Annotated in this window: 15 protein-coding genes; 10 read left to right on the top strand and 5 right to left on the bottom strand. The window is 63.8% G+C overall.

Annotation, left to right across the window (positions count from 1 at the left end; all coding sequences use genetic code 11):
• Window positions 1-439 precede the first annotated feature (439 nt).
• Window positions 440-628, top strand: a complete 189-nt coding sequence (locus tag AAF358_23185; protein ID MEM7708478.1) for a hypothetical protein — start codon at window positions 440-442, stop codon at window positions 626-628.
• Window positions 629-661: 33 nt separating this feature from the next.
• Here AAF358_23185 and AAF358_23180 read toward each other — a convergent pair whose 3' ends face one another.
• From AAF358_23180 to AAF358_23165, 4 genes are read right to left on the bottom strand one after another with little or no spacing between them, the layout of a single operon-like run.
• A complete protein-coding gene (locus tag AAF358_23180) occupies window positions 662-1,507 on the bottom strand; it encodes an Hsp33 family molecular chaperone HslO (protein ID MEM7708477.1) in 846 nt (281 codons plus the stop codon).
• Window positions 1,504-1,980 (bottom strand): LEA type 2 family protein, encoded by a 477-nt coding sequence (locus tag AAF358_23175; protein MEM7708476.1) that lies wholly within the window; start codon window positions 1,978-1,980, stop codon window positions 1,504-1,506. Before AAF358_23175 ends, AAF358_23180 begins: the two co-directional genes overlap by 4 nt.
• A 24-nt stretch (window positions 1,981-2,004) precedes the next feature.
• Window positions 2,005-2,880 (bottom strand): ABC transporter permease, encoded by an 876-nt coding sequence (locus AAF358_23170; GenBank protein ID MEM7708475.1) that lies wholly within the window; start codon window positions 2,878-2,880, stop codon window positions 2,005-2,007.
• Complete coding sequence (locus tag AAF358_23165; protein ID MEM7708474.1) at window positions 2,877-3,812, bottom strand: ABC transporter permease; 936 nt, start codon at window positions 3,810-3,812, stop codon at window positions 2,877-2,879. Before AAF358_23165 ends, AAF358_23170 begins: the two co-directional genes overlap by 4 nt.
• Before the next feature lie 141 nt (window positions 3,813-3,953).
• On the opposite strand from AAF358_23165, the gene gltB reads away from it, so the two are divergent.
• From gltB to AAF358_23140, 5 genes are all read left to right on the top strand, one after another.
• Complete coding sequence (gltB, locus tag AAF358_23160; GenBank protein ID MEM7708473.1) at window positions 3,954-8,420, top strand: glutamate synthase large subunit; 4,467 nt, start codon at window positions 3,954-3,956, stop codon at window positions 8,418-8,420.
• Complete coding sequence (locus AAF358_23155) at window positions 8,417-9,844, top strand: FAD-dependent oxidoreductase (GenBank protein MEM7708472.1); 1,428 nt, start codon at window positions 8,417-8,419, stop codon at window positions 9,842-9,844. Before gltB ends, AAF358_23155 begins: the two co-directional genes overlap by 4 nt.
• Window positions 9,845-9,900: 56 nt before the next feature.
• Window positions 9,901-10,350, top strand: a complete 450-nt coding sequence (locus AAF358_23150) for a nuclear transport factor 2 family protein (protein ID MEM7708471.1) — start codon at window positions 9,901-9,903, stop codon at window positions 10,348-10,350.
• A 72-nt stretch (window positions 10,351-10,422) separates the two neighbouring features.
• Window positions 10,423-11,616, top strand: coding sequence for an aminotransferase class I/II-fold pyridoxal phosphate-dependent enzyme (locus tag AAF358_23145; GenBank protein MEM7708470.1), 1,194 nt, complete (start codon window positions 10,423-10,425; stop codon window positions 11,614-11,616).
• Window positions 11,613-13,130, top strand: coding sequence for a 3-hydroxyacyl-CoA dehydrogenase (locus AAF358_23140; GenBank protein MEM7708469.1), 1,518 nt, complete (start codon window positions 11,613-11,615; stop codon window positions 13,128-13,130). Before AAF358_23145 ends, AAF358_23140 begins: the two co-directional genes overlap by 4 nt.
• Before the next feature lie 32 nt (window positions 13,131-13,162).
• On the opposite strand, the gene blaOXA is transcribed toward AAF358_23140, so the two are convergent.
• Window positions 13,163-13,966 (bottom strand): class D beta-lactamase, encoded by an 804-nt coding sequence (gene blaOXA, locus AAF358_23135; GenBank protein ID MEM7708468.1) that lies wholly within the window; start codon window positions 13,964-13,966, stop codon window positions 13,163-13,165.
• A 137-nt stretch (window positions 13,967-14,103) separates the two neighbouring features.
• On the opposite strand from blaOXA, the gene AAF358_23130 reads away from it, so the two are divergent.
• From AAF358_23130 to AAF358_23115, 4 genes are all read left to right on the top strand, one after another.
• Window positions 14,104-15,069 carry an NAD(P)-dependent oxidoreductase gene (locus AAF358_23130; GenBank protein ID MEM7708467.1) on the top strand — a complete coding sequence of 322 codons (966 nt, stop codon included), beginning with the start codon at window positions 14,104-14,106 and terminating at the stop codon, window positions 15,067-15,069.
• Window positions 15,070-15,133: 64 nt separating this feature from the next.
• Complete coding sequence (locus tag AAF358_23125; protein MEM7708466.1) at window positions 15,134-17,338, top strand: FdhF/YdeP family oxidoreductase; 2,205 nt, start codon at window positions 15,134-15,136, stop codon at window positions 17,336-17,338.
• Window positions 17,339-17,370: 32 nt separating this feature from the next.
• Window positions 17,371-18,045: a histidine phosphatase family protein gene (locus AAF358_23120; protein ID MEM7708465.1), complete on the top strand. Its 675-nt coding sequence runs from the start codon at window positions 17,371-17,373 to the stop codon at window positions 18,043-18,045.
• A 158-nt stretch (window positions 18,046-18,203) separates the two neighbouring features.
• Window positions 18,204-19,427: an acyl-CoA dehydrogenase family protein gene (locus AAF358_23115; GenBank protein ID MEM7708464.1), complete on the top strand. Its 1,224-nt coding sequence runs from the start codon at window positions 18,204-18,206 to the stop codon at window positions 19,425-19,427.
• Window positions 19,428-19,450 lie beyond the last annotated feature (23 nt).

Here is a 19,450-nt window from a genome sequence, read left to right as displayed (position 1 = left end):
CGCTCGCAGGCCAGTTTTCATTGAGTTACCGGTCAGCAACATGATTCGAGTCGTCCGAATCCCTTCCTTCCATTAGTCAGATCTGTCCGTTGCCTCAAAGTTCCTGCAGCTTCCCAGCAGGTGATGAGCTCCCGCGCAACGCAGACGGTCCTTCACTCCCTTAGAATAGCAGACGTGGCCGCCTGGCGACAGCTGAGGAGGGTTGCGCTGGGCGCTGTTTTAGTGACGTTCGTCACGATTTCCCGCCCTTTTCCGCCCATTTTGGCTTCAGCGCCGCGCTTGAGCTGCCGATTTACGTGAAGGTCAGACCAGCTGAGCTCCCGCTGCGACCAATGGAGCGAGGTGGCTGTAACCAAATGGCGAGTCGGTGCGTCTAACAGGACAGAAGCGGCAAACATTGACTTGGAGTCGCAGCGAGGATGGAAAAAGGGAGTCGAAGATGAGCGTGAAGTCGGTATTGTCCTTAGCAGCTAGAGCCGCGGTGGTGGCCACCCTGACGACCGGTACGATGGCCGCGGGCCTGACGGTTACGACCTACACGATGGCGAAGGCGAACGAAATAATGTTCGAACGCCCCGCTGCCGTTCCGACTGCGCCGCTCAAAGCTGACGATCCGGCCTGCGTCTAGCGCGCGGTTGCGACGGGGCAACCCCACCGGTCGTTAAGCAAACAGCAGCTTGAGATCGACCGGGTCGAACGAGTAGCGCTCGTTGCAGAACTCGCAGTCAACCGTCACCACCTCGTCACCACCCAACTCCTTTTCCAGCGCTTCCTCACCCAGCGCCATCAGCACTTCCGCGACCCGCTCCCGCGAACACGGGCAGCGAAAGCACAGCCGTTTTTGAGGTTCCCAGGCTAGCGTTTCCTCGGCAAACAGCCGGCCGGCGAGCGTTTCGGATCGCAGACCGAGCAGCTCCTCGGCCGTGACCGTTTCCGCCAGGTGCACCACCCGGTTCCAGCCGTCGGGATCCTCAGGATTTCGGCCCGGCAGGCGCTGCACGATCAGTCCCGCCGCGCGATCGTTGTCAGCCGCCAGCCAGAGGCGCGTATCGAGCTGCTCGGAGTGAGTGAAATAGCCGGTCAGCGCCTCGGCCAGCGTATCGCCCTTCAGTTCAACAATGCCCTGATACCGCTCACTTCGAGCATTTTCGATGGTGATTGTGAGCAGGCTGTCCCGGTCAACTTCGGCCAGCGTCCAGTCGTCGCTGAGTCCGTCGTCGCAGCTCAGCACGCCTCGCTGGCCGCCTTCGCTGGTGCACTCTGCCATCAGCAGCTTCAGGTTTTTACCGCCCTGGAGCTGCACGCTGACCCGGCCGTCCACCTTGATTCGGCTGGCCATGAGGGCGGAGGCGGCCAGCGCTTCCCCCAACAGCTGCTGGGCGGGCAGCGGCGCCAGGTTTCGCAGCCGGACCGACTGCCACGTCTCGTCGAGACTGACAAAAGCGCCACGGACCGCGAGCCCGTGCATCGCAAATCGGCGCAGGGCATCAAAATCGTTGCGGGTCATCGAAACTGCCAGGGTCGACCGGGCGTAGCGCTAAGCCATCCGTTCTGTTCGACGTCGAAGCTCATACCGCCGCTGTGCTGCACCTCACCGCTGATCTCGAGCGGCAGCTGGCTTCGGCGGCCCTCCGCCAGCGGCGCGAGCCGACCCGCGACCGATGCCGGCAGCCTGCCGGACACGCTGAGCAGCTCCTCCCCCAGGGACGGCAGAACCCCGGTAAAGTCCGGTGCGAGCGGCGGCAGGGATTCGCCGTCGATGGTCAGCTCGAGTCTCACCTGATCGACCGTCATCGGGCGAGCGGCAGGATTGCTCAAGCGCAGATCAACATCAAAGCGGCGCTGATCCTCAACCACCAGAGACACCAGCTTCACTCTTGGCGGTTCCAGCTTTGGCGCGCGGCTGCCGCAGGCGGCGAGCGAGCTCATCAAACCGGCCAGCAGCAGCAAGCCGTACGTTCTTGTTATTGTGCGGTCCACAAACGTTGTCCCATCGTGTTCGATTCAGGTGAGGCCTGAATACCGTGGATCCAGACTATCCTGGAGGTCATCGGTGATCACATTCAGTGCGGTAACCAGCAATATCAGCGAGCCGGAGGCTACCACGAAACCCGTGAAGTGCCCGGCAAGAACGTCCTGACTGGACTCGGCAATCATCTGCCCCCAGCTGATCCCCCGGCCGTCTCCCAGCCCAAGGAAACTCAGCACCACCTCCGACTTAACCGCCGCGACAAACGTGATCGTGCCCTGAATCAGGAGCAGATGTGCGGCGTTCGGCGCCACGTGGCGCGTCAGGATTTTCCAGTCCGCAACACCCTGAGTCATCGCGGCCAGAACAAATCCGGTTTCCCGCAGTTTCAGCGTCTCGGCCCGCACGAGCCTGGCCGTGCCGGTCCAGAACGCTAGCGTCAGCGCCAGGACAATCGTTCCCGGAGCCCCTTGCGCGGCGTAGGCGAGGGCACCGACTAGTAGGTAGAAAGGCACGGCATCCAGGACCGCCAGCAGCCAGGACACCAGATGGTCGGGCCAGCGGCGGTGGTAGTACCCGGCGAGGATTCCAAGCGCCCCGCCGAGCGCGGTGGCCAGCAACGCAACGGCCAGGCCGGTCTCGAAGGCGGTCGCGGCGCCGGCAGAGGCTCTGGCAGCGATGTCCTGGCCGATGGCGTTGGTTCCCAGCCAGTGTTCCATGGAAGCCGGGCCGTGCAGGAGGCCGGTGGTTGTGGTGGCGGCGTCGCCCCACAGCCCGAACCAGGTGGATACGCCGAGCAGCACAAAGAGGCTCAACAGGACCAGCGCCGAGCGGGTGAGGAGTCGGCCCTGCCGCCACAGGGAAGGTGGAGCCGAGCGCAGGTCGACGGCAAAAGCTGGTTCAGAATTCATGCGGTCAGCCTGGGGTCGATGGCTCGGTACAGGCGGTCGGTGGCCACCATAATGATCGCCATCAGGACCGACGACAGGCCGAGTACTGCCTTCAGCACCGGCTGATCACCGTTGGTGATGGCGTCGAAGGTGATCTTGCCGACGCCGGGAATGCCAAAGTAACTCTCCAGCAGCAGACTGCCGCCGACCAGCAGCGAGGGGATGGAATACATCAACCGCGTGACGATCGGCAGCGCAGCGTTGGGCAGCACCGCAACGGCAAGCAGACGCCACCGAGCGTAGCCCAGCATGCGGCAGGTGCGAACGTGTTCTCGCTCGAGCTCTTCGACGAGCACCGCGCGGTAAAACCGGACGTTGTAACCAGAGGCCACAAACAGGATGACCAATGTCGGCACCGCGACATGGCTGAGCCATTGGCCCAGCGAAGCCATCGACCAGCCCCGCGCGGGGAACCAGCCGAATCCGTAGCGCGACGCAAACAGCACCTGGAAGGCCATCATCACGACGACAAAACTGATGCTCATCCCGAGCACGGCGCAGCCGTTGATCAGCCGATCGGGCCAGCGGTTGCGATTGAGGGCGGCGACGCTCGCCAGCAGCAGGGCCAGGAGATGACCCAGCACGAAGCCCGGCAGCAGCAGCGCGAGCGAGTTAGGAATGGTGCGCGATAGCATGCTCGTGACCGGTTCACCGGTGCTGTCCGAGCGCCCGAGATTCAACGTGAACAGATCTTTGAGATAATAGACGTACTGAACGACGACGGGCCGATCGTCGTTAAGCTGCCGGCGCAGCTGCTCCACTTCTTCGGCGGTCGGGTTTCGACCCGCCAGTTCGAGGGCCCGGTCCGGCCCGAAGCTGACCATCAGCACAAAGCCCAGCGCGGTCACTCCGAGCAGCACCGGGAGGATCCGAATGGCGATTAAGTTGAACATGTCAGGGGGTCACGGTACCCGCCGTATGCCGCCCCGGCAAGCGCCTTTGTCAGGGTTTCGTGAACAGAAGGTAACATGTTCAGCACTTCAAATAGCACCATATTTCAGGCAATATTGACCGGTTGCCAGAAGTAAAAACCTATGATCGAAACGATACAGCTCCCCCCACGCGACGCCTGCGGATTTGGCCTGATAGCACAGGTCGACGGCACGCCCAGTCACTGGATCGTCAAGACCGGCATCAGCGCGCTCGCCTGCCTGACCCACCGCGGGGCCGTGGCCTCGGACGGCCTGTCGGGCGACGGCTGCGGCATCCTGATGCAGTTTCCGAAAAAGTTCCTTGCGCGGGTCGGCGAGGAGGCTGGACTGCGGCTCAGCAAGGATTTTGCGGCGGGGATGGTATTCATGCATCCGGAGCCGCACATTCGCGCCCGCAGCAAGAAGCTGCTGGAAGAGGCGCTGGCGCAGGTGTCACTGGGCATTGCCGGCTGGCGTGAGGTCCCGATCGACGAGACCGCCATCGGCCCTCAGGCCCAGCGCTGCCTGCCGCGCATCGAGCAGGTGTTCGTGAACGCACCTCCGGGCTGGAACGCGAAAGATCTCGAGCGACAGCTGTTTGTCGCCCGCCACCGTGCTGGTGAGGCTAACCTGCGCTTCCCCGATCCCGATCCGTTCTGGTACGTGGCCAGCCTGTCCAACCTCGTCATGGTTTACAAAGGCCTGATCTGCCCTGACGGTTTGGCGCACTTCTACCCCGATCTCAAGGATCCGGGTCTCGAGTCGGCGATCTGTGTCTTCCACCAACGCTTTTCGACCAACACGCTGCCCAACTGGAAATATGCGCAGCCCTTTCGATACCTGGCGCACAACGGTGAAATCAACAGCATCGCTGCCAACCGAAGCTGGGCGGCAACGCGGGCCGCGAAGCTGCGCACGCCGCTGCTCCCGGCGCTCGAAAGCTTTGAGTTTCTGGTCAACCAGTCCGGTTCTGACTCGTCCTCGCTGGACAACATGCTCGAGGTGCTGCTAGCCGGCGGTATGGATGTTTTCCGGGCCATGCGCCTGCTCATGCCCCCGGCGTGGGAAAACCGCCAGGACATGGACCCGGATCTGCGAGCTTTTTTCGAATTCAACTCCACTCACATGGAGCCGTGGGACGGCCCGGCGGGCATTGTGATGACCGATGGCCAGGTCGCGACCTGCGCGCTGGACCGGAACGGCCTGCGGCCGGCCCGTTACGTGCTGACCAAAAACGGCGTGCTCACGATTGCGTCGGAGGTCGGCGTCTGGGATTACCAGCCGGAGGACGTCCTCGAGAAGGGTCGCCTGGGCCCGGGCGAAATGCTGGCTGTCGACATCCGAGCCCAGCGCGTCTGGCAGCCCACCGCGATCGACGACAACCTGAAGTCGCGGCATCCCTACGCCGAATGGCTCACCGAAAACGTCATCGAGATCAACAACAACGACGAGCAGGAAATGGCGGCCGCCGAGCGGTTCATGCGCACCGACTTTGAGCGCCTGCCGACCTTCGAGAAGCTGTTCGGCCTGACGCTTGAGGAAAAGAACCAGATTATCAAGCCGCTGGCGGAGAGCTCCGCGGAGGCCGTGGGTTCGATGGGCGACGATACGCCGGTAGCCGTGCTGTCGCGGCAGGTTCGCAGCGTCTACGACTTTTTCCGGCAGCAGTTTGCGCAGGTCACCAACCCGCCGATTGATCCGCTGCGCGAAGCGAGCGCCATGTCGCTGCAGACCAACATCGGTCGCGACCACAACGTCTTTCACGAGACGACCACGCACGCGCACCGCGCGCACCTGCCCTGGCCCGTCTTGAACTACGTCAAGTATCAGCAGCTGCTGGAGCTTGATCAGGACTACTTCCGCAATCGTCGCCTGTCGCTGAACGTCGATCGGGAGGCCCAGTGGGACTCCGCCATCCGCCGTTTGTGTGATCAGTGTGTCGAAGCCGTTCGCGACGGTGTGGTGGTGCTGGTGCTGACCGACCGCGACATCGACCCGCGGCGCGTGCCGCTGCCGGCGCCGCTGGCGGTTGGGGCCGTGCACCAGGCGCTGATCGCCGCCAAGCTGCGCTGCGACTGCGCCATCGTGGTGGAAACCGGCAGCGCCCGCGATCCGCATCACTTTGCGGTGCTGATCGGACTGGGCGCTACCGCGATCTATCCGTATCTCGCCTATCAGGTGCTCAACGAGCTACACGCCGAGGGCCGGCTCAAGGGTGATCCGCTGCAGCTGCGCAAACAGTATCGGCGCGGCATCCGCAAAGGGCTGCTGAAAATACTCAGCAAGATGGGTATCTCCACCATCGCGAGCTACCGCGGCGCCCAGCTGTTTGAGGCGCTCGGCCTGGATCGCAGTATCGTCGACCTGTGCTGCCCGGGTGCGCCGACGCGGATCGGCGGTGCTCGCTTCGAGGATCTGAAGGCGGACCAGGAACTGCTGGCAACCGCCGCCTGGTCGCGCCAGCGTCAGCGTCGTGGCGGCCTGCTGCGGTATGTACACGGCGCGGAGTTTCATGCCTATAACCCGGACGTGGTAACCACGCTGCATAAGGCGGTGGGCTCCGGCGAACAGGACGACTATCGCGAGTTCAGCAAGGTGATCAATCAGCGTCCCATCGCCGCGTTGCGAGATCTGCTGGAGCTTCGTCCGCACACCGAACCCTGCGAGCTGGACGAGGTGGAGGAAGCCTCCAACATCCTGAAACGGTTCGACTCGGCGGCCATGTCGATTGGCGCGCTGTCGCCGGAAGCACACGAAACGCTGGCCCGCGCCATGAACCGGCTCGGCGGTCGTTCGAACTCCGGTGAGGGCGGCGAAGATCCGCAGCGTTACGGCGGCGAACGCCGTTCCCGGATCAAGCAGGTCGCGTCCGGACGTTTCGGCGTCACCGCACCCTACCTGATCGACGCTGACGTACTGCAGATCAAGGTGGCGCAAGGCGCAAAGCCCGGTGAGGGCGGTCAGCTGCCGGGCAACAAGGTCACCCCGGAGATTGCGGCGCTGCGCTACTCCAAGCCTGGGGTCACGCTGATTTCGCCGCCGCCACATCACGACATCTATTCCATCGAAGATCTGGCCCAGCTCATTTTCGATTTGAAACAGGTCAATCCGCGAGCCCTGGTGTCGGTGAAGCTGGTGTCGTCACCCGGTGTGGGCACCATCGCGGTGGGCGTAGCCAAGGCGTACGCTGACCTGATCACCATCGCCGGCCATGACGGCGGCACCGGCGCCAGCCCGCTGACCTCATTGAAATACGCGGGCATTCCTTGGGAGGTTGGTCTTGCTGAAGCCCACGAGGCGCTGGTCACCAACGAGCTCCGTCACAAGGTGCGTCTGCAGGTGGACGGTGGTCTGAAGACCGGGCTGGACGTGGTCAAGGCCGCGATGCTCGGCGCGGAGAGCTTCGGTTTTGGTACCGCTCCGATGATCGCCATGGGCTGCAAGTATCTGAGGATCTGCCACCTGAACAACTGCGCGACGGGTGTGGCGACTCAAGACAACGTGCTTCGAACGAAACACTTCGAGGGCGATGTCGAGAAGGTGTCCCGCTACTTTAGCTTTGTTGCGCAGGAGGTGCGCGAGGAGCTCGCCCGCATGGGTTTCCTGCGCCTGCAGGACATCATTGGCCGCAGCGATCTGTTTGTGCAGCGCCAGGGCGATACGCCCAAGCAGCGGCAGGTGGACCTGGGCGCGGTCCTGCGGGCGGCTCAGGCTCGCAACAAGTACCCGCCGTATTGCGTGGAGGACAGCAACCCGACGCACGACAAGGGTTTGATCAATCAGGAAGTCCTGAAACTTGCAAAGGCGGGTGGTCCGGGCCATGGGTCCGACGTGCAGGGTCCCATCAAGGTTCGCAATTTCGACCGCGCCATCGGCGCCAGCCTGTCGGGCTGGATTGCCGCTGACCGCAAGCGCCAGCAGGCGCGCTATCGGTTTGCCTTCGAAGGCTCTGCCGGCCAGTCGTTTGGCGCCTGGTCTATGCCGGGCATGGAGTTCGAGCTGCTCGGAGATTCCAACGACTACGTCGGCAAAGGGATGCACGGTGGCCGCATCGTGATCAAGCCGCCGGTGACGCCGAATCTGTCGGCCCGGCGCTCCACGATTGTCGGCAACACCTGCCTCTATGGCGCGACCGGCGGTGAGCTGTTCGCCGCTGGCCAGGCAGGCGAGCGATTCGGGGTTCGAAACTCCGGCGCGGTGGCGGTGGTCGAGGGGATCGGTCATCACGGCTGCGAGTACATGACGGGAGGCACCGTGGTGGTGCTCGGCAGCGCCGGCCCCAACTTCGCGGCCGGCATGACCGGCGGCCGCGCCTACGTGCTCGATCGCAACGATCGCCTCGAGCACAATCTCAACCCCGAGTTTGTCGACGCCGTAGCGCTCGATAGCCTGGAAGACGAAAGCCGGAAGGACGAGCTGCGGCGCCTGATTCAGCGCCACTTCGACCTGACGCAGAGCGCCTGGGGCCGTAGGATTCTTGAGCATTTCGACCAGTTCCTGCTGTCGTTTAAGGTAATCGAACCACGCAACGCCGGAGCGGCTGCTGCGCGTCAGCCCGAGGCGGTGCCGGTCAGACTGGTGAAAGGATGAGCGACAAAAACTTTCAGTTTCTCAACGTCAGCCGCTCCGGCCCCGACGTGCTGCCGGTGAAGATCCGGCAGGCCGAGTTTCGGGAGATTTACGAGCCGTTTGATCCGGTGGCTGCAAGCGAGCAGAGCGATCGCTGCCTGGACTGCGGTAACCCATACTGCGAGTGGAAGTGCCCGGTGCACAACTACATCCCCGACTGGCTGCAGCTGGTCGCGGAAGGCCGTATCGAGGAGGCCGCTGAGCTCGCCCACGAGACCAACAGCCTGCCGGAGATGTGCGGACGGATCTGCCCGCAGGATCGCCTGTGTGAAGGCGCCTGCACGCTTCATACGGGCTTCGGCGCCGTCACGATCGGTGCGGTGGAAAAGTACCTGGTGGACACCGCGTTCGAGCGGGGCTGGCGTCCGGATTTGAGCCATGTGCGCAAGACCGGCTACAGCGTGGGGATTGTCGGCGCCGGGCCGGCCGGCCTGGCGTGTGCTGACGTGCTGGTCCGGAACGGCGTGGCGGCGACGGTTTACGATCGCTATCCGGAGGTTGGCGGCCTGCTGAGCTTTGGCATCCCCGAGTTCAAGCTGGAGCTGGGGGTGGTGCGTCGCCGCCGCGAGGTGTTCGAGGGTATGGGCATCGAATTCAAGCTCAACACCAACGTAGGGACTGACGTCACGGCCGATGAGCTGCTGCGGCGCCACGATGCGCTGTTTCTCGGGATGGGTACCTACACCGCGGTCACCGGCAAGCTGCCAGGGGCTGACGCTAAGGGTGTAGTCCCTGCGCTCAGTTTTTTGATCGGCCAAACCAACCATCTTTACGATCTTGGCATGGACCACTATCCGCACATCGACCTGGCGGGCAAGCGGGTGGTCGTGCTCGGTGGCGGCGACACGGCGATGGACTGCGTCCGAACCTCCATCCGCCAGGGCGCCAGCAGCGTCACCTGCGTGTATCGGCGCGACCGCAGCAACATGCCGGGTTCGCAGCGTGAGGTGGATCTGGCGATGTCGGAGGGTGTGCAGTTTCAGTTTCAGGCCAACCCGCTGGAGATCCAGTCTGGGGACGGCCAGGTGACCGGGCTTAAGATTGAGCGCACCGAGCTGAAGCCCGACGCGAACGGCTCCCGACTGGTGCCCGTACCGATCGAGGGCAGCGAAACGGTGATTGAGGCTGACGCGGTGCTGGTTGCCTTCGGGTATCGCCCGAGCGTTCCGGACTGGATCACGCAGCTTGGCGTGCGCACCAGTCAGGACGGGCGAATCGTCGTCAACGGTACGGGCGGCGGTGGGCAGACGAGCAATCCCCAGGTTTTTTCGGGTGGCGATATGGTGCTCGGAGCTGACCTGGTGGTGACCGCCGTGGCAGGCGGCAGGACCGCCGCGCAGGGAATCCTTAAGCAGCTCAACGTGGCGGTTGAGGCCGCTGCGTGAAGCCAGGGGCCAGGCCCACGCTAGGGCTGCTCCTGTTGTTGGTCGCAGGATCGGCGTTGGCTGATCACCATGCGGCCGTCAGCCCGCAGCGACAGCAGGCGATCGTCGACGCCTGCACTCGCACCAACCAGGATTATCAATTCCATCGGGACCGGGGCAACGCCGAGGCTTATGGGGCGCTGTTCACCGAGGACGCGGAGTTTGCCCTCCAAAAACCGCTCAAGGGTCGAGTCGCGATCACGGCGGCGATGGAGAAGCGTTTTGCCGAGCGGGCAAGCCGCCATTTCATCAACGTGGTTCAGCTCGACGTCACCGGGCCGGACACAGCGGAGGGTCTGATCTATCTCATGCTGACCGGCGGCGCTCGCGGGTCGGCGGGCGCGAGGCCAGAAGGCAGCATCGACCTGGTTGCTGAGTATCAAGATCAATACGTCATGGACGGTGACCGCTGCCTGGTTCAGCGGCGCGCGGTGGAAGTCATCTTCTGGAGCCAGCCCGCCGGCTAGCGGCGCCGTCGACCGGCGCTGCAGCGGCCACCCGCGCTCGAAAGGCGGCGTCAATCCGGTTAGCATGCCGGCATGAAAAAACAACGCGAGCTGCCCACCGCAGCGATCCACGCTGGCGAGATCCGTCCCCGGATCGCCGGCGCCGTCAGCCTGCCCATCTTCCAATCGGCGACGTTCGAATCCACGCCGGGTTCGGGTTATCACGACCTGGGCTATATCCGCCTGAACAACACCCCGAATCACGATTCACTGCATGCCAAAATTGCGGCGCTGGAAGGGGCTGAAGCCGGCCTGGTTGCGGCCAGCGGCATGGCGGCGATCACCACAAGCCTGCTGACCGTCCTCGGCGCCGGCGACCACCTGCTGGCGCAGGATTCACTGTACGGCGGCACGCAGGATTTCTTGACCGAAGACCTCCCGCAGCTGGGTGTCGAGGTGACGTACATCGACGCGGCAAAGCCCGAGACCTGGGCTGATCTCGTCCAGCCCAATACCCGGGTGGTTTATGCCGAGGCGATTACCAACCCGTTGGTTCGGATCGGAGATCTCCACGCGCTAGCAAGTTTTGCCCGGCAGCACTCGTTGCTGTCGATGATCGACAGCACCTTTGCCTCGCCGGTCAATTTACTGCCGCTCGCCCTCGGCTTTGATCTGGTGCTGCACAGCGCGACGAAGTATCTGAACGGCCATTCCGACATTGTGGCCGGCGCGCTGGCCGGCAACGCACCGCTGGTGGAAAAGATTCAGCGCAAGCTCAACCACCTGGGCGGCTGTCTGGATCCACACGCGTGTTTTCTGCTGCACCGGGGGATCAAAACGCTGACGCTGCGCGTGGCGCAGCAAAACCGCTCCGCGCTCGCGCTGGCTGAGCGGCTTGAGGCCCACCCTGCGGTGTCTCAGGTTCACTACCCGGGGCTCCCGTCACATCCTGACCACGGCCGGGCGGCGGAGCTGCTGGAAGGTTTCGGCGGCATGATGAGCATGGAGCTGCGGGCCACCGGCGCTGCCATCGATCAGCAGCTCAGAGATCTTGAGGTGATGGCTTTTGCCCCGAGCCTCGGTGGTGTGGAGACGCTGATCACCCGCCCGGCCGAAACATCACATGCCGGCATGACTCAGGCGCAGCGCCTGGCGGCGGGGATTTCCGATTCGCTCGTGAGGATCAGTGTCGGTTGTGAGGCGGTCGACGATCTATGGGCGGACCTCAAGCCTAAGATTGATGCCCTGGCCGTTGCAGCCGCCCCCGAAGAGGAGCTGACGGCATGAGTCAGCCGAAGGTCGTTGGGGTGGTCGGCGCTGGCGTTATGGGCGCGGGCATCGCCCAGCTTTTCGCGGCCGCCGGCAGCGCCGTGCGACTCTTTGATACCTTCGAAGGCGCCGCTGAGAAAGCGCGTTTCGGCGTGGCTGGGCGCTTCGCCCGGCTGGCCGAAAAAGGCCGCCTGGACCCCGCGGAGGCTGACGCCGCCAGCGAGCGGGTCAGCGTGGTGGACGAGCTGGCCAGTCTTGCGGGCTGTGAACTGCTCGTTGAGGCGGTGGTTGAAGACCTCGACATCAAACAATCGCTTTTCGCCTCGCTGGAAGCGCTGTGCGGGCCGGAAACGGTGCTGGCGTCCAACACCTCGTCGCTCCAGATCTCCGAAATTGCGGCCCGCTGCGAGCGGCCGGAACGGTTTGCCGGCCTGCACTTTTTTAATCCGGTCCCGCTCATGAAGGTGGTTGAGGTGATACCGGGCGTTCACACCGATCCGCAGGTGGTGGACACGCTGTGTCGCTGGGTAGGACAAACGGGCCACCAGCCGGTGGTGGCGGCGGATCGGCCGGGATTCATCGTCAATCATGCGGGCCGCGGTCTCATCACTGAGGGGCTCAGGATCGTCGACGAGGGAGTCGCTGACGTGGTCGATGTGGACCGGGTGATGCGGGAGGCCGGCGGCTTCAGGCTGGGTCCGTTTGAGCTGCTCGACCTGACCGGACTGGACGTATCCGGCAAGGTCATGACGTCAGTCTATGAGCAGTTTTTCCACGAGCCTCGCTTCCGGCCCTCGGCCAGCACGGCGCCTCGGGCGGCCGCCGGGCTATTCGGGCGCAAGACCGGCGCCGGCTTTTACCGCTACCCGGAAGGTCGGCAGGAGTTCCCGGAAGAACGCACCGCGCCGCCGGTGACGCTGACCCGCGTGTGGATCGAACCGCCCAACGACTCAGCGGACCCGCTGGCCAGCCTGCTGGCAAAAGCTGGTGCGGAACGGGTCGCGCAGCCCGATGATGCGGAGCTGTGCGTGCTGAGGCCCCTGGGCAGAGACGCCACGAGCTCGGCGTCAATGCTGGGGCTGGATCTGGCCCGCTGTGTCGCCGTTGACACGCTGATGGCGGACCCGGATCGCCTGACGCTGATGCTCACGGTCAGTACCGATCCCGCCGTGCGAGACGCCGCGTATGGTCTTCTGGCCTCCGGCGGCAAACCGGTGACGGTGATCAACGACAGCCCGGGCTTTGTCCTGCAGCGGACGCTGGCCACGATCGTAAATATCGGCTGTGAGCTGGTGCAGCAGCGGATCGCCACGCCGTCCGACCTGGATAAGGCGGTGAAGCTCGGTCTGGGTTACCCGTTTGGCCCGCTGGCGTTCGGCGATCAGGTCGGGCCGGATCGTATCCTGACCGTGCTCCGTAATCTGCTGCAGGAGACCGGTGACCCGCGCTATCGCCCGAGCCGGTGGCTCACCCGTCGGGTCGCGGCGGGCCTCAGCCTGCTCGCACCCGACGCCCCGCGCAGCGCCGGCTGACCGACCCCACGCGAACCGCAAACCCACCGACGTCAGGGTTGGATCAGCTCAAGTTCACGAAGAATCTCTTCGGTGATGCCTTGGCGGTCGCGGCCGCGGCCGTCGCTGTGGATGTCCACCAGCAGGGCAAAAAACCAGACCCGGCGCTGCCGCTCCAGATAGCCGACGAACCAGCCGCGGTCGGGATCGCCCTGGATTGCCCAACCGGTTTTGCCTGACAGCCGATAGCCGTCTTCCTGCTTGCGGACAATCATGTCCTGCACGGCCGTCATATGGCGTTTTTCGAACGGCAGCTGATGGTGGTAGAGGCGGCGCAGAAACTCGATCTGCTCCTGGGGCTTGACCTTCAGCGAGCCGTCCAGCCAGAAGCGATCGATCACATCGCCAATCTGGCCGTTGCCATAGCCGAGCTGGTCGAGAAATCGCTGCATCGCCGAGCGGCCGACCGCGCGAGCGACACCTTGGAAAACCCATACGGTGGAGTACCGCACGGCCGAAGCCAGCGTCTGATCCTGATTCCAGCTCTTGATCTGGCGCTCAACCCCGTCCCACGGGATCACCTCATCCGGGGCAGTGATCACACCGGTCTGCAGGGCGATCAGCGAATTGGGAATTTTGAACGTGGACGCCGGAATTTCGGGGGTGCGACTTTTGGCCGGGTCACTCCGCAGGAAGAGCTGCTGCTGTTCGTCGTAAACCGTCAAGCTGCCGCTCGTCTCATGTTTCGCCAGCACGCGCGCAACCGCTTGCGTGAATGCTTCTTCTTCCAGCGAAGCTGCCGGCTTGGCCACCGGCAGCAGCAGCGCAACCGCCAGCAGCATCGGAATCATCGCCATGGGTTTGTCTCCTTTTTGTTGTTGTTGAGCGCGAGCTACTGTAGCGCCTGCGAGCGCGGGTCAGGTGGCATTTTTGTGGCGGTGCGCGACATTCCCGGGGCGTGTTCCCGCTTCGGCTGATCAGTTACATTGGCGCCATGGCCGACAACGAATCAATCGTGTTTCTCGACCGAGCCACGCTGGGGCCGGGTGTGCAGCTGCGGGCGCCGGCTTTTTCCCATCAATGGCACGAATATGACGCCTCCACAACCGAGGAGGCAGCGGCCCGAGCCCGCACAGCGTCGATCGTCATCACCAACAAAGTGCCAATCACCCGGGATCTGCTGCGGCAAACCAGCGCGCTGAAGCTCGTCGCCGTCGCGGCCACCGGCACCGATATGGTTGACCTGGGTGCCTGCAAAGCCCAGGGGGTGGCGGTTTGCAACGTGCGCGACTACGCAACCACGTCGGTCCCGGAGCACATTCTGGCCTTGCTGCTGTCGTTGCGCCGGCGCCTGCCGGCTTACCAGCGGCGGGTTCGTGAGGGTGACTGGCAACGCAGTCGCCAGTTCTGCTTTTTCGATCGCCCGATCATGGATCTGGCCGGTAGTACGCTCGGGATTATCGGAACTGGGAGCATCGCCCGAGCGCTCGGCACGCTGGCCGGCGCACTCGGTATAAACGTGCTCCATCACAGCCTCAGCGGTCGGGACCTCCCCGATCTGTCGGTGGTCAGCCTGGACGAGCTGCTGATCCGGGCGGACGTGGTGAGCCTGAATTGCCCCCTGACTGACGCCAGTCGGAACCTGATCAATCGTCAAACGCTGCGACAAATGAAACCGGAGGCGCTGCTGATCAATACGGCCCGGGGCGCACTGGTCGACACGCAGGCGCTGGAGACGGCGCTGGTGACCGGCGAGATCGGTGGTGCCGGTATCGACGTTTCAGCGCAGGAGCCGCCGCCAGTGGACGATCCGCTGATGCGTCTGTGTCATCTGGACAACGTGTTGGTGACCCCACACAGCGCCTGGGCCAGCGAAGCGTCGATGCAGGCGTTGGCGGACCAGCTGATCACCGCGATCGAGGCGTTTGTCGCCGGTCTGGAGATGAACCGCGTGGCGTAGGCCGCCACGGCCCCGCGGTCCAGCTTGCTATGATGCCAGCCAGGCCAAACCTGGGTACCACAGCATGCCCCAACGCCCGGTCGGGGGCGGCGCCGCCAAGGTGCTGTACACGCTAAAAACTGTTCGACGCATGGGGCTTGGTCGGGCCGCAAAAGCGCTGCGCTCCAATAACGCCTGCAAAGCGTGCGGCTACGGTATGGGTGGCCAGCTCGGCGGCATGACCAACGAACAGGGGGAATATCCGGCCGTCTGCAATAAGAGCGTGCAGGCGCAGTCGACCGACGTACAGCCGGCAATCCCCGATGAGATCTTTCATCGCCATTCGATCTCCCAGCTGCGCGAGCTGACCGCCAAGCAGCTGGAGCACCTCGGGCGACTGGGCAAGCCGATCCACAAGGGTGCCGGGGACAACCGATTCACGATCGTAGACTGGGAACGCGCGCTGGCGCTGGCCGCAGATCGGCTCAGGGCCTGTCCGCCTGAACGGAGCTTCTTCTACGCCTCCGGTCGTTCCTCTAACGAGGCGGGATTTCTGTTTCAGCTGTTCGCCAGGGCGTTTGGTACCAATAACGTGACCAACTGCTCCTACTACTGCCACCAGGCAACCGGCGTCGGCCTGCGTTCGACCATCGGTACAGGAACCGCCACGGTGGAGCTGGACGACCTGGATCGCTGTGACCTCATTTTTGTTATCGGAGCTAATCCGGCCTCCAACCATCCTCGGTTTATTCACAAGCTCAAGGCCTGCCGCGATCGCGGTGGTCAGGTGATTATGATCAACCCTGCGCTGGAGCCGGGGCTGGTGAAGTTTGCCTTGCCGAAGAGCCCACGGTCCATGCTCAGCGGCGGTAGCGACATCGCCAGCCACTACCTGCAGCCGCGTATCGGATCGGACGTCGCCCTGCTGCAGGCGCTGGCGAAGCGCGTACTGGATCTCCAGGTCGCGGAGAGTGAATTCCTGCGGCGCCACACGACGGGCAGCGAACGCTACCTGGCGGAGCTCGAATCGCTCGATTTTCCGACCTTGCTGCACCGGTGTGGGGTCAGCAAAGAAGCTCTGGACGCGGTGGCGCTGGCCTACGCCAATGCCGACAGCGCGGTTTTCGCCTGGGGTATGGGGGTGACACACCATCTGCACGGCGTGGAAAATGTTGAGGCGATCGCCGCACTGGCGCTGCTGCGGGGCATGGTGGGGCGCCCGGGTGCCGGGCTACTGCCGCTGCGCGGCCATTCCAACGTGCAGGGTATCGGCACCATCGGCGTCAAGCCGGTTTTGTCGGCGGAGATCGAACAGCGGATGGCGAGCACGCTGGGCCTGAAGCTACCGACAGCCCGGGGGATGGATACGGTCGAGGCGCTGCAGGCGGCGCATGACGGGCTGATGGATTGTGCGGTGCTGATGGGAGGCAACCTGTTTGGCGCCAGTCCGGACCGCGCGTGGATCACCCGGGCGCTCGAGCGCACCGGCTGCCGGATCAGCCTGACCACGACCCTCAACACCAGCCACGTGGAGGCGACAGACGGTGCGGAACTGCTGGTCTTGCCAGTCACCGCCAGGGACGAGGAGTGGCAACCCACCACCCAGGAATCGATGTTCAACTTTGTCCGGTTGAGCGATGGCGGAATCCGTCGGCTACCCGACGTCCGGCCTGAGGTGGCGATCCTGTCCGAGCTGGCCCAGCGGGCACTCCCGGACAGTCCGTTGGATTTTGCGGCGTTCGCTCGGCATCGCTTGCTTCGAGAGGCGATCGCGGAGATTGTCCCCGGACTGGAGGACCTGAAGGACATCGACGTCGCCAGGAAAGAATTCCACGTGCGGAACAGGCTGCTTCACCGGCCTGAGTTTAAGACCGCAGACGGCAAAGCGCGTTTTCCGCAGCTGACTTCGCTGGACCCAACCCCCGACAGCGGCCGGTTTCGTCTTGCCACGGTGCGCAGCGAAGGTCAGTTCAACACCATGATCTATCAGGAGCATGACAGCTATCGCAACATCCCGCATCGGTGGTGTGTGCTCATGGCCGAGCAAGATATTGCCAACCACGGGCTCCAAGCGGGTGATCGGGTTACGCTCCGGTCAGATCACGGCGTGATGGAAGATCTCCAGGTATTTGCCTTTGAGCTGCCGGCGGGCAATCTGCTGGCCTACTTTCCTGAGGCCAATCGTCTCACCGGCATTCAGGTTGATCCCCGCAGCAGAACCCCAGCGTTCAAGTCGGTTGAGGTATGGCTCGAAAAACCCGCCGCGACGCGCGTTGCGGCGGGCTGCTAAAATCGCGGCGCTGTTAATTCCGCAGGTTCCTCATGGGTGAAATCTATCTGGTCCGTCACGGCCAGGCGTCGCTGGGCGCGGAAAACTACGACCAGCTCTCCGAGCTTGGCCATCAGCAATCGCGCTGGCTGGGTGAGTACTTCGCCGAGCGTGATATCGCGTTCGACGAGGTGGTGGTCGGCGGCCAGCATCGTCATCAGCAGACCCTCGACGGGATCGCTGCGGCGCTGGCGCTGCCGGCCGCGCAGCAACGAGACACCGGCCTCAACGAGTTTGAGTTTCAGCGCCTCATCCAGGCTTACCTCGCTGCTAACCCCGGTCACCCCGCACCGGATCCGCGCGATATCAAAGGGATCTTTTCGACCTTCAGGCTGGCGATGCACGCGTGGGCGAAGGAGGCGCTGCCGGGCGGGATGGACGAGTCGCTGGCCGATTTTTGTGCGAGGGTTGCTCAGGCCTACCGTTCAATCCTTGCCGGTGATGCAAAACGGCGGGTACTGGTTGTCACCTCCGGTGGGCCGATTTCCATCATCATGAAAGAGATTATGGGTTTCGGGATCGATACGCTGATCGGGCTCCAGATCCAGAGTAAAAACACGGCGGTCAACCACCTCTACTTCAATCCCCATACCACCTATGTAACCAGCTTCAATCATGTGCCGCATTTGGACCAGCCCGGGCGGCTGGACGCCATCACCAACGCCTGATGCCAGTGAGCCGAGCGAATGCGCAGCCGGCCCCACGCCGATGCACCCCACAGGCTATAAAGCTTCGCGGGATTACCGTAACCTACGACGCTGTCGCTGCGCGCCGAACGTGGCCCGAACGCTACCCAAACATCACTGTTTAACCCCAGGAACTGTCCGTGAACTTTGAATACTCCGATCAGGTGAAACAGCTGCTGCAGCAGCTCGAAGACTTTATGGCCGACTTTGTGTACCCGGCTGAGCAGCGTTATCGGGACGAGCTGCACGGGGCCGCCAATCCCTGGGCCAATCCGCCCGTCATTGAGGAGCTGAAGGTCAAGGCTCGCGAGCTCGGCCTGTGGAATCTGTTTATTCCCGAGTCGCACCGGCAGTTTGGCGGCCTGGGCTTAAGCAACGCTGAGTATGCCCCGCTCGCTGAGGTGATGGGGCGGGTGCTTTGGAGCTCCGAAGTTTTCAACTGCAGCGCGCCGGACACCGGGAACATGGAGGTGCTCATGATGTACGGCACGCCCGCGCAGCGCGACCGCTGGCTGGCGCCGCTGCTGGCCGGGGAAATCCGCTCGGCGTTTGCCATGACCGAGCCGGCCGTCGCCTCATCGGACGCCACCAACATCGAGTGCCTGATCGAGCCGCGTGGGAACGACTACGTGATCAACGGCCGCAAGTGGTATATCACCGGCGCCATGCGGGAGTCCTGCCGGATCTTGATCCTGATGGGGAAAAACGATCCGGACAACCCAAGCCGACATCAGCAGCAGTCGATGATCCTGGTGCCTGCGGATACGCCGGGCGTCAAGCTCGTGCGGGCCTGCACCGCGCTGGGCTTCGACGATGCGCCCATCGGTCACGCTGAGGTGCTGTTCGAAGACGTGACCGTACCGGCAGAGAATATGCTGCTGGGGCCCGGGCGGGGCTTCGAAATCGCTCAGGGGCGGCTCGGCCCCGGCCGGATTCACCACTGCATGCGACTGATCGGGTGCGCGCAGAGAGCGCTGGAGCTGGCCTGCCAACGTTCCGTCAGCCGGTCCACGTTTGGCAAGCAGCTGGCGCAGCATCAGTCGATTCGAGAGGTCATTGCCCAGAGCTACGCGGAGATCGAACAAGCCCGGCTGTTGACCCTCAAGACCGCAGACCTGATGGATCGCGCCGGCAACAAGGTGGCTAAAAACCTGATTGCCGCCGCGAAGATTGTCGTGCCCGCGATGGCTCAGCGCGTGCTGGATCGCGCGATGCAAATCCACGGCGCCGGCGGGCTGTCGGAAGACTACTTTATGGCCGAGGCCTTCACCTACGCCCGGACCTGTCGGCTGGCTGACGGGCCCGATGAGGTTCACATGATGTCCCTCGGTAAGCAGGTGATCGGCGAGTTTGGCGGGGCGTAAGGCGCCGCCCCAGCGCGCCGCAC

Source organism: Pseudomonadota bacterium, assembly GCA_039033415.1.
In the GTDB taxonomy this organism is placed as follows: Bacteria; Pseudomonadota; Gammaproteobacteria; order Xanthomonadales; family SZUA-38; genus JANQOZ01.
Note: the sequence above shows the minus strand (reverse complement) of the source record. Positions and strands in the feature narration are given on the sequence as shown.

Coding starts and splice junctions, on each gene's coding strand:
- AAF358_23180 (MEM7708477.1), bottom strand. CDS start 1,507: ATGACCCGCAACGATTTTGATGCCCTGCGCCGATTTGCGATGCACGGG.
- AAF358_23120 (MEM7708465.1), top strand. CDS start 17,371: ATGGGTGAAATCTATCTGGTCCGTCACGGCCAGGCGTCGCTGGGCGCG.
- AAF358_23155 (MEM7708472.1), top strand. CDS start 8,417: ATGAGCGACAAAAACTTTCAGTTTCTCAACGTCAGCCGCTCCGGCCCC.
- AAF358_23130 (MEM7708467.1), top strand. CDS start 14,104: ATGGCCGACAACGAATCAATCGTGTTTCTCGACCGAGCCACGCTGGGG.
- AAF358_23185 (MEM7708478.1), top strand. CDS start 440: ATGAGCGTGAAGTCGGTATTGTCCTTAGCAGCTAGAGCCGCGGTGGTG.
- AAF358_23170 (MEM7708475.1), bottom strand. CDS start 2,880: ATGAATTCTGAACCAGCTTTTGCCGTCGACCTGCGCTCGGCTCCACCT.
- AAF358_23145 (MEM7708470.1), top strand. CDS start 10,423: ATGAAAAAACAACGCGAGCTGCCCACCGCAGCGATCCACGCTGGCGAG.
- AAF358_23125 (MEM7708466.1), top strand. CDS start 15,134: ATGCCCCAACGCCCGGTCGGGGGCGGCGCCGCCAAGGTGCTGTACACG.
- AAF358_23165 (MEM7708474.1), bottom strand. CDS start 3,812: ATGTTCAACTTAATCGCCATTCGGATCCTCCCGGTGCTGCTCGGAGTG.
- AAF358_23140 (MEM7708469.1), top strand. CDS start 11,613: ATGAGTCAGCCGAAGGTCGTTGGGGTGGTCGGCGCTGGCGTTATGGGC.
- blaOXA (MEM7708468.1), bottom strand. CDS start 13,966: ATGGCGATGATTCCGATGCTGCTGGCGGTTGCGCTGCTGCTGCCGGTG.
- gltB (MEM7708473.1), top strand. CDS start 3,954: ATGATCGAAACGATACAGCTCCCCCCACGCGACGCCTGCGGATTTGGC.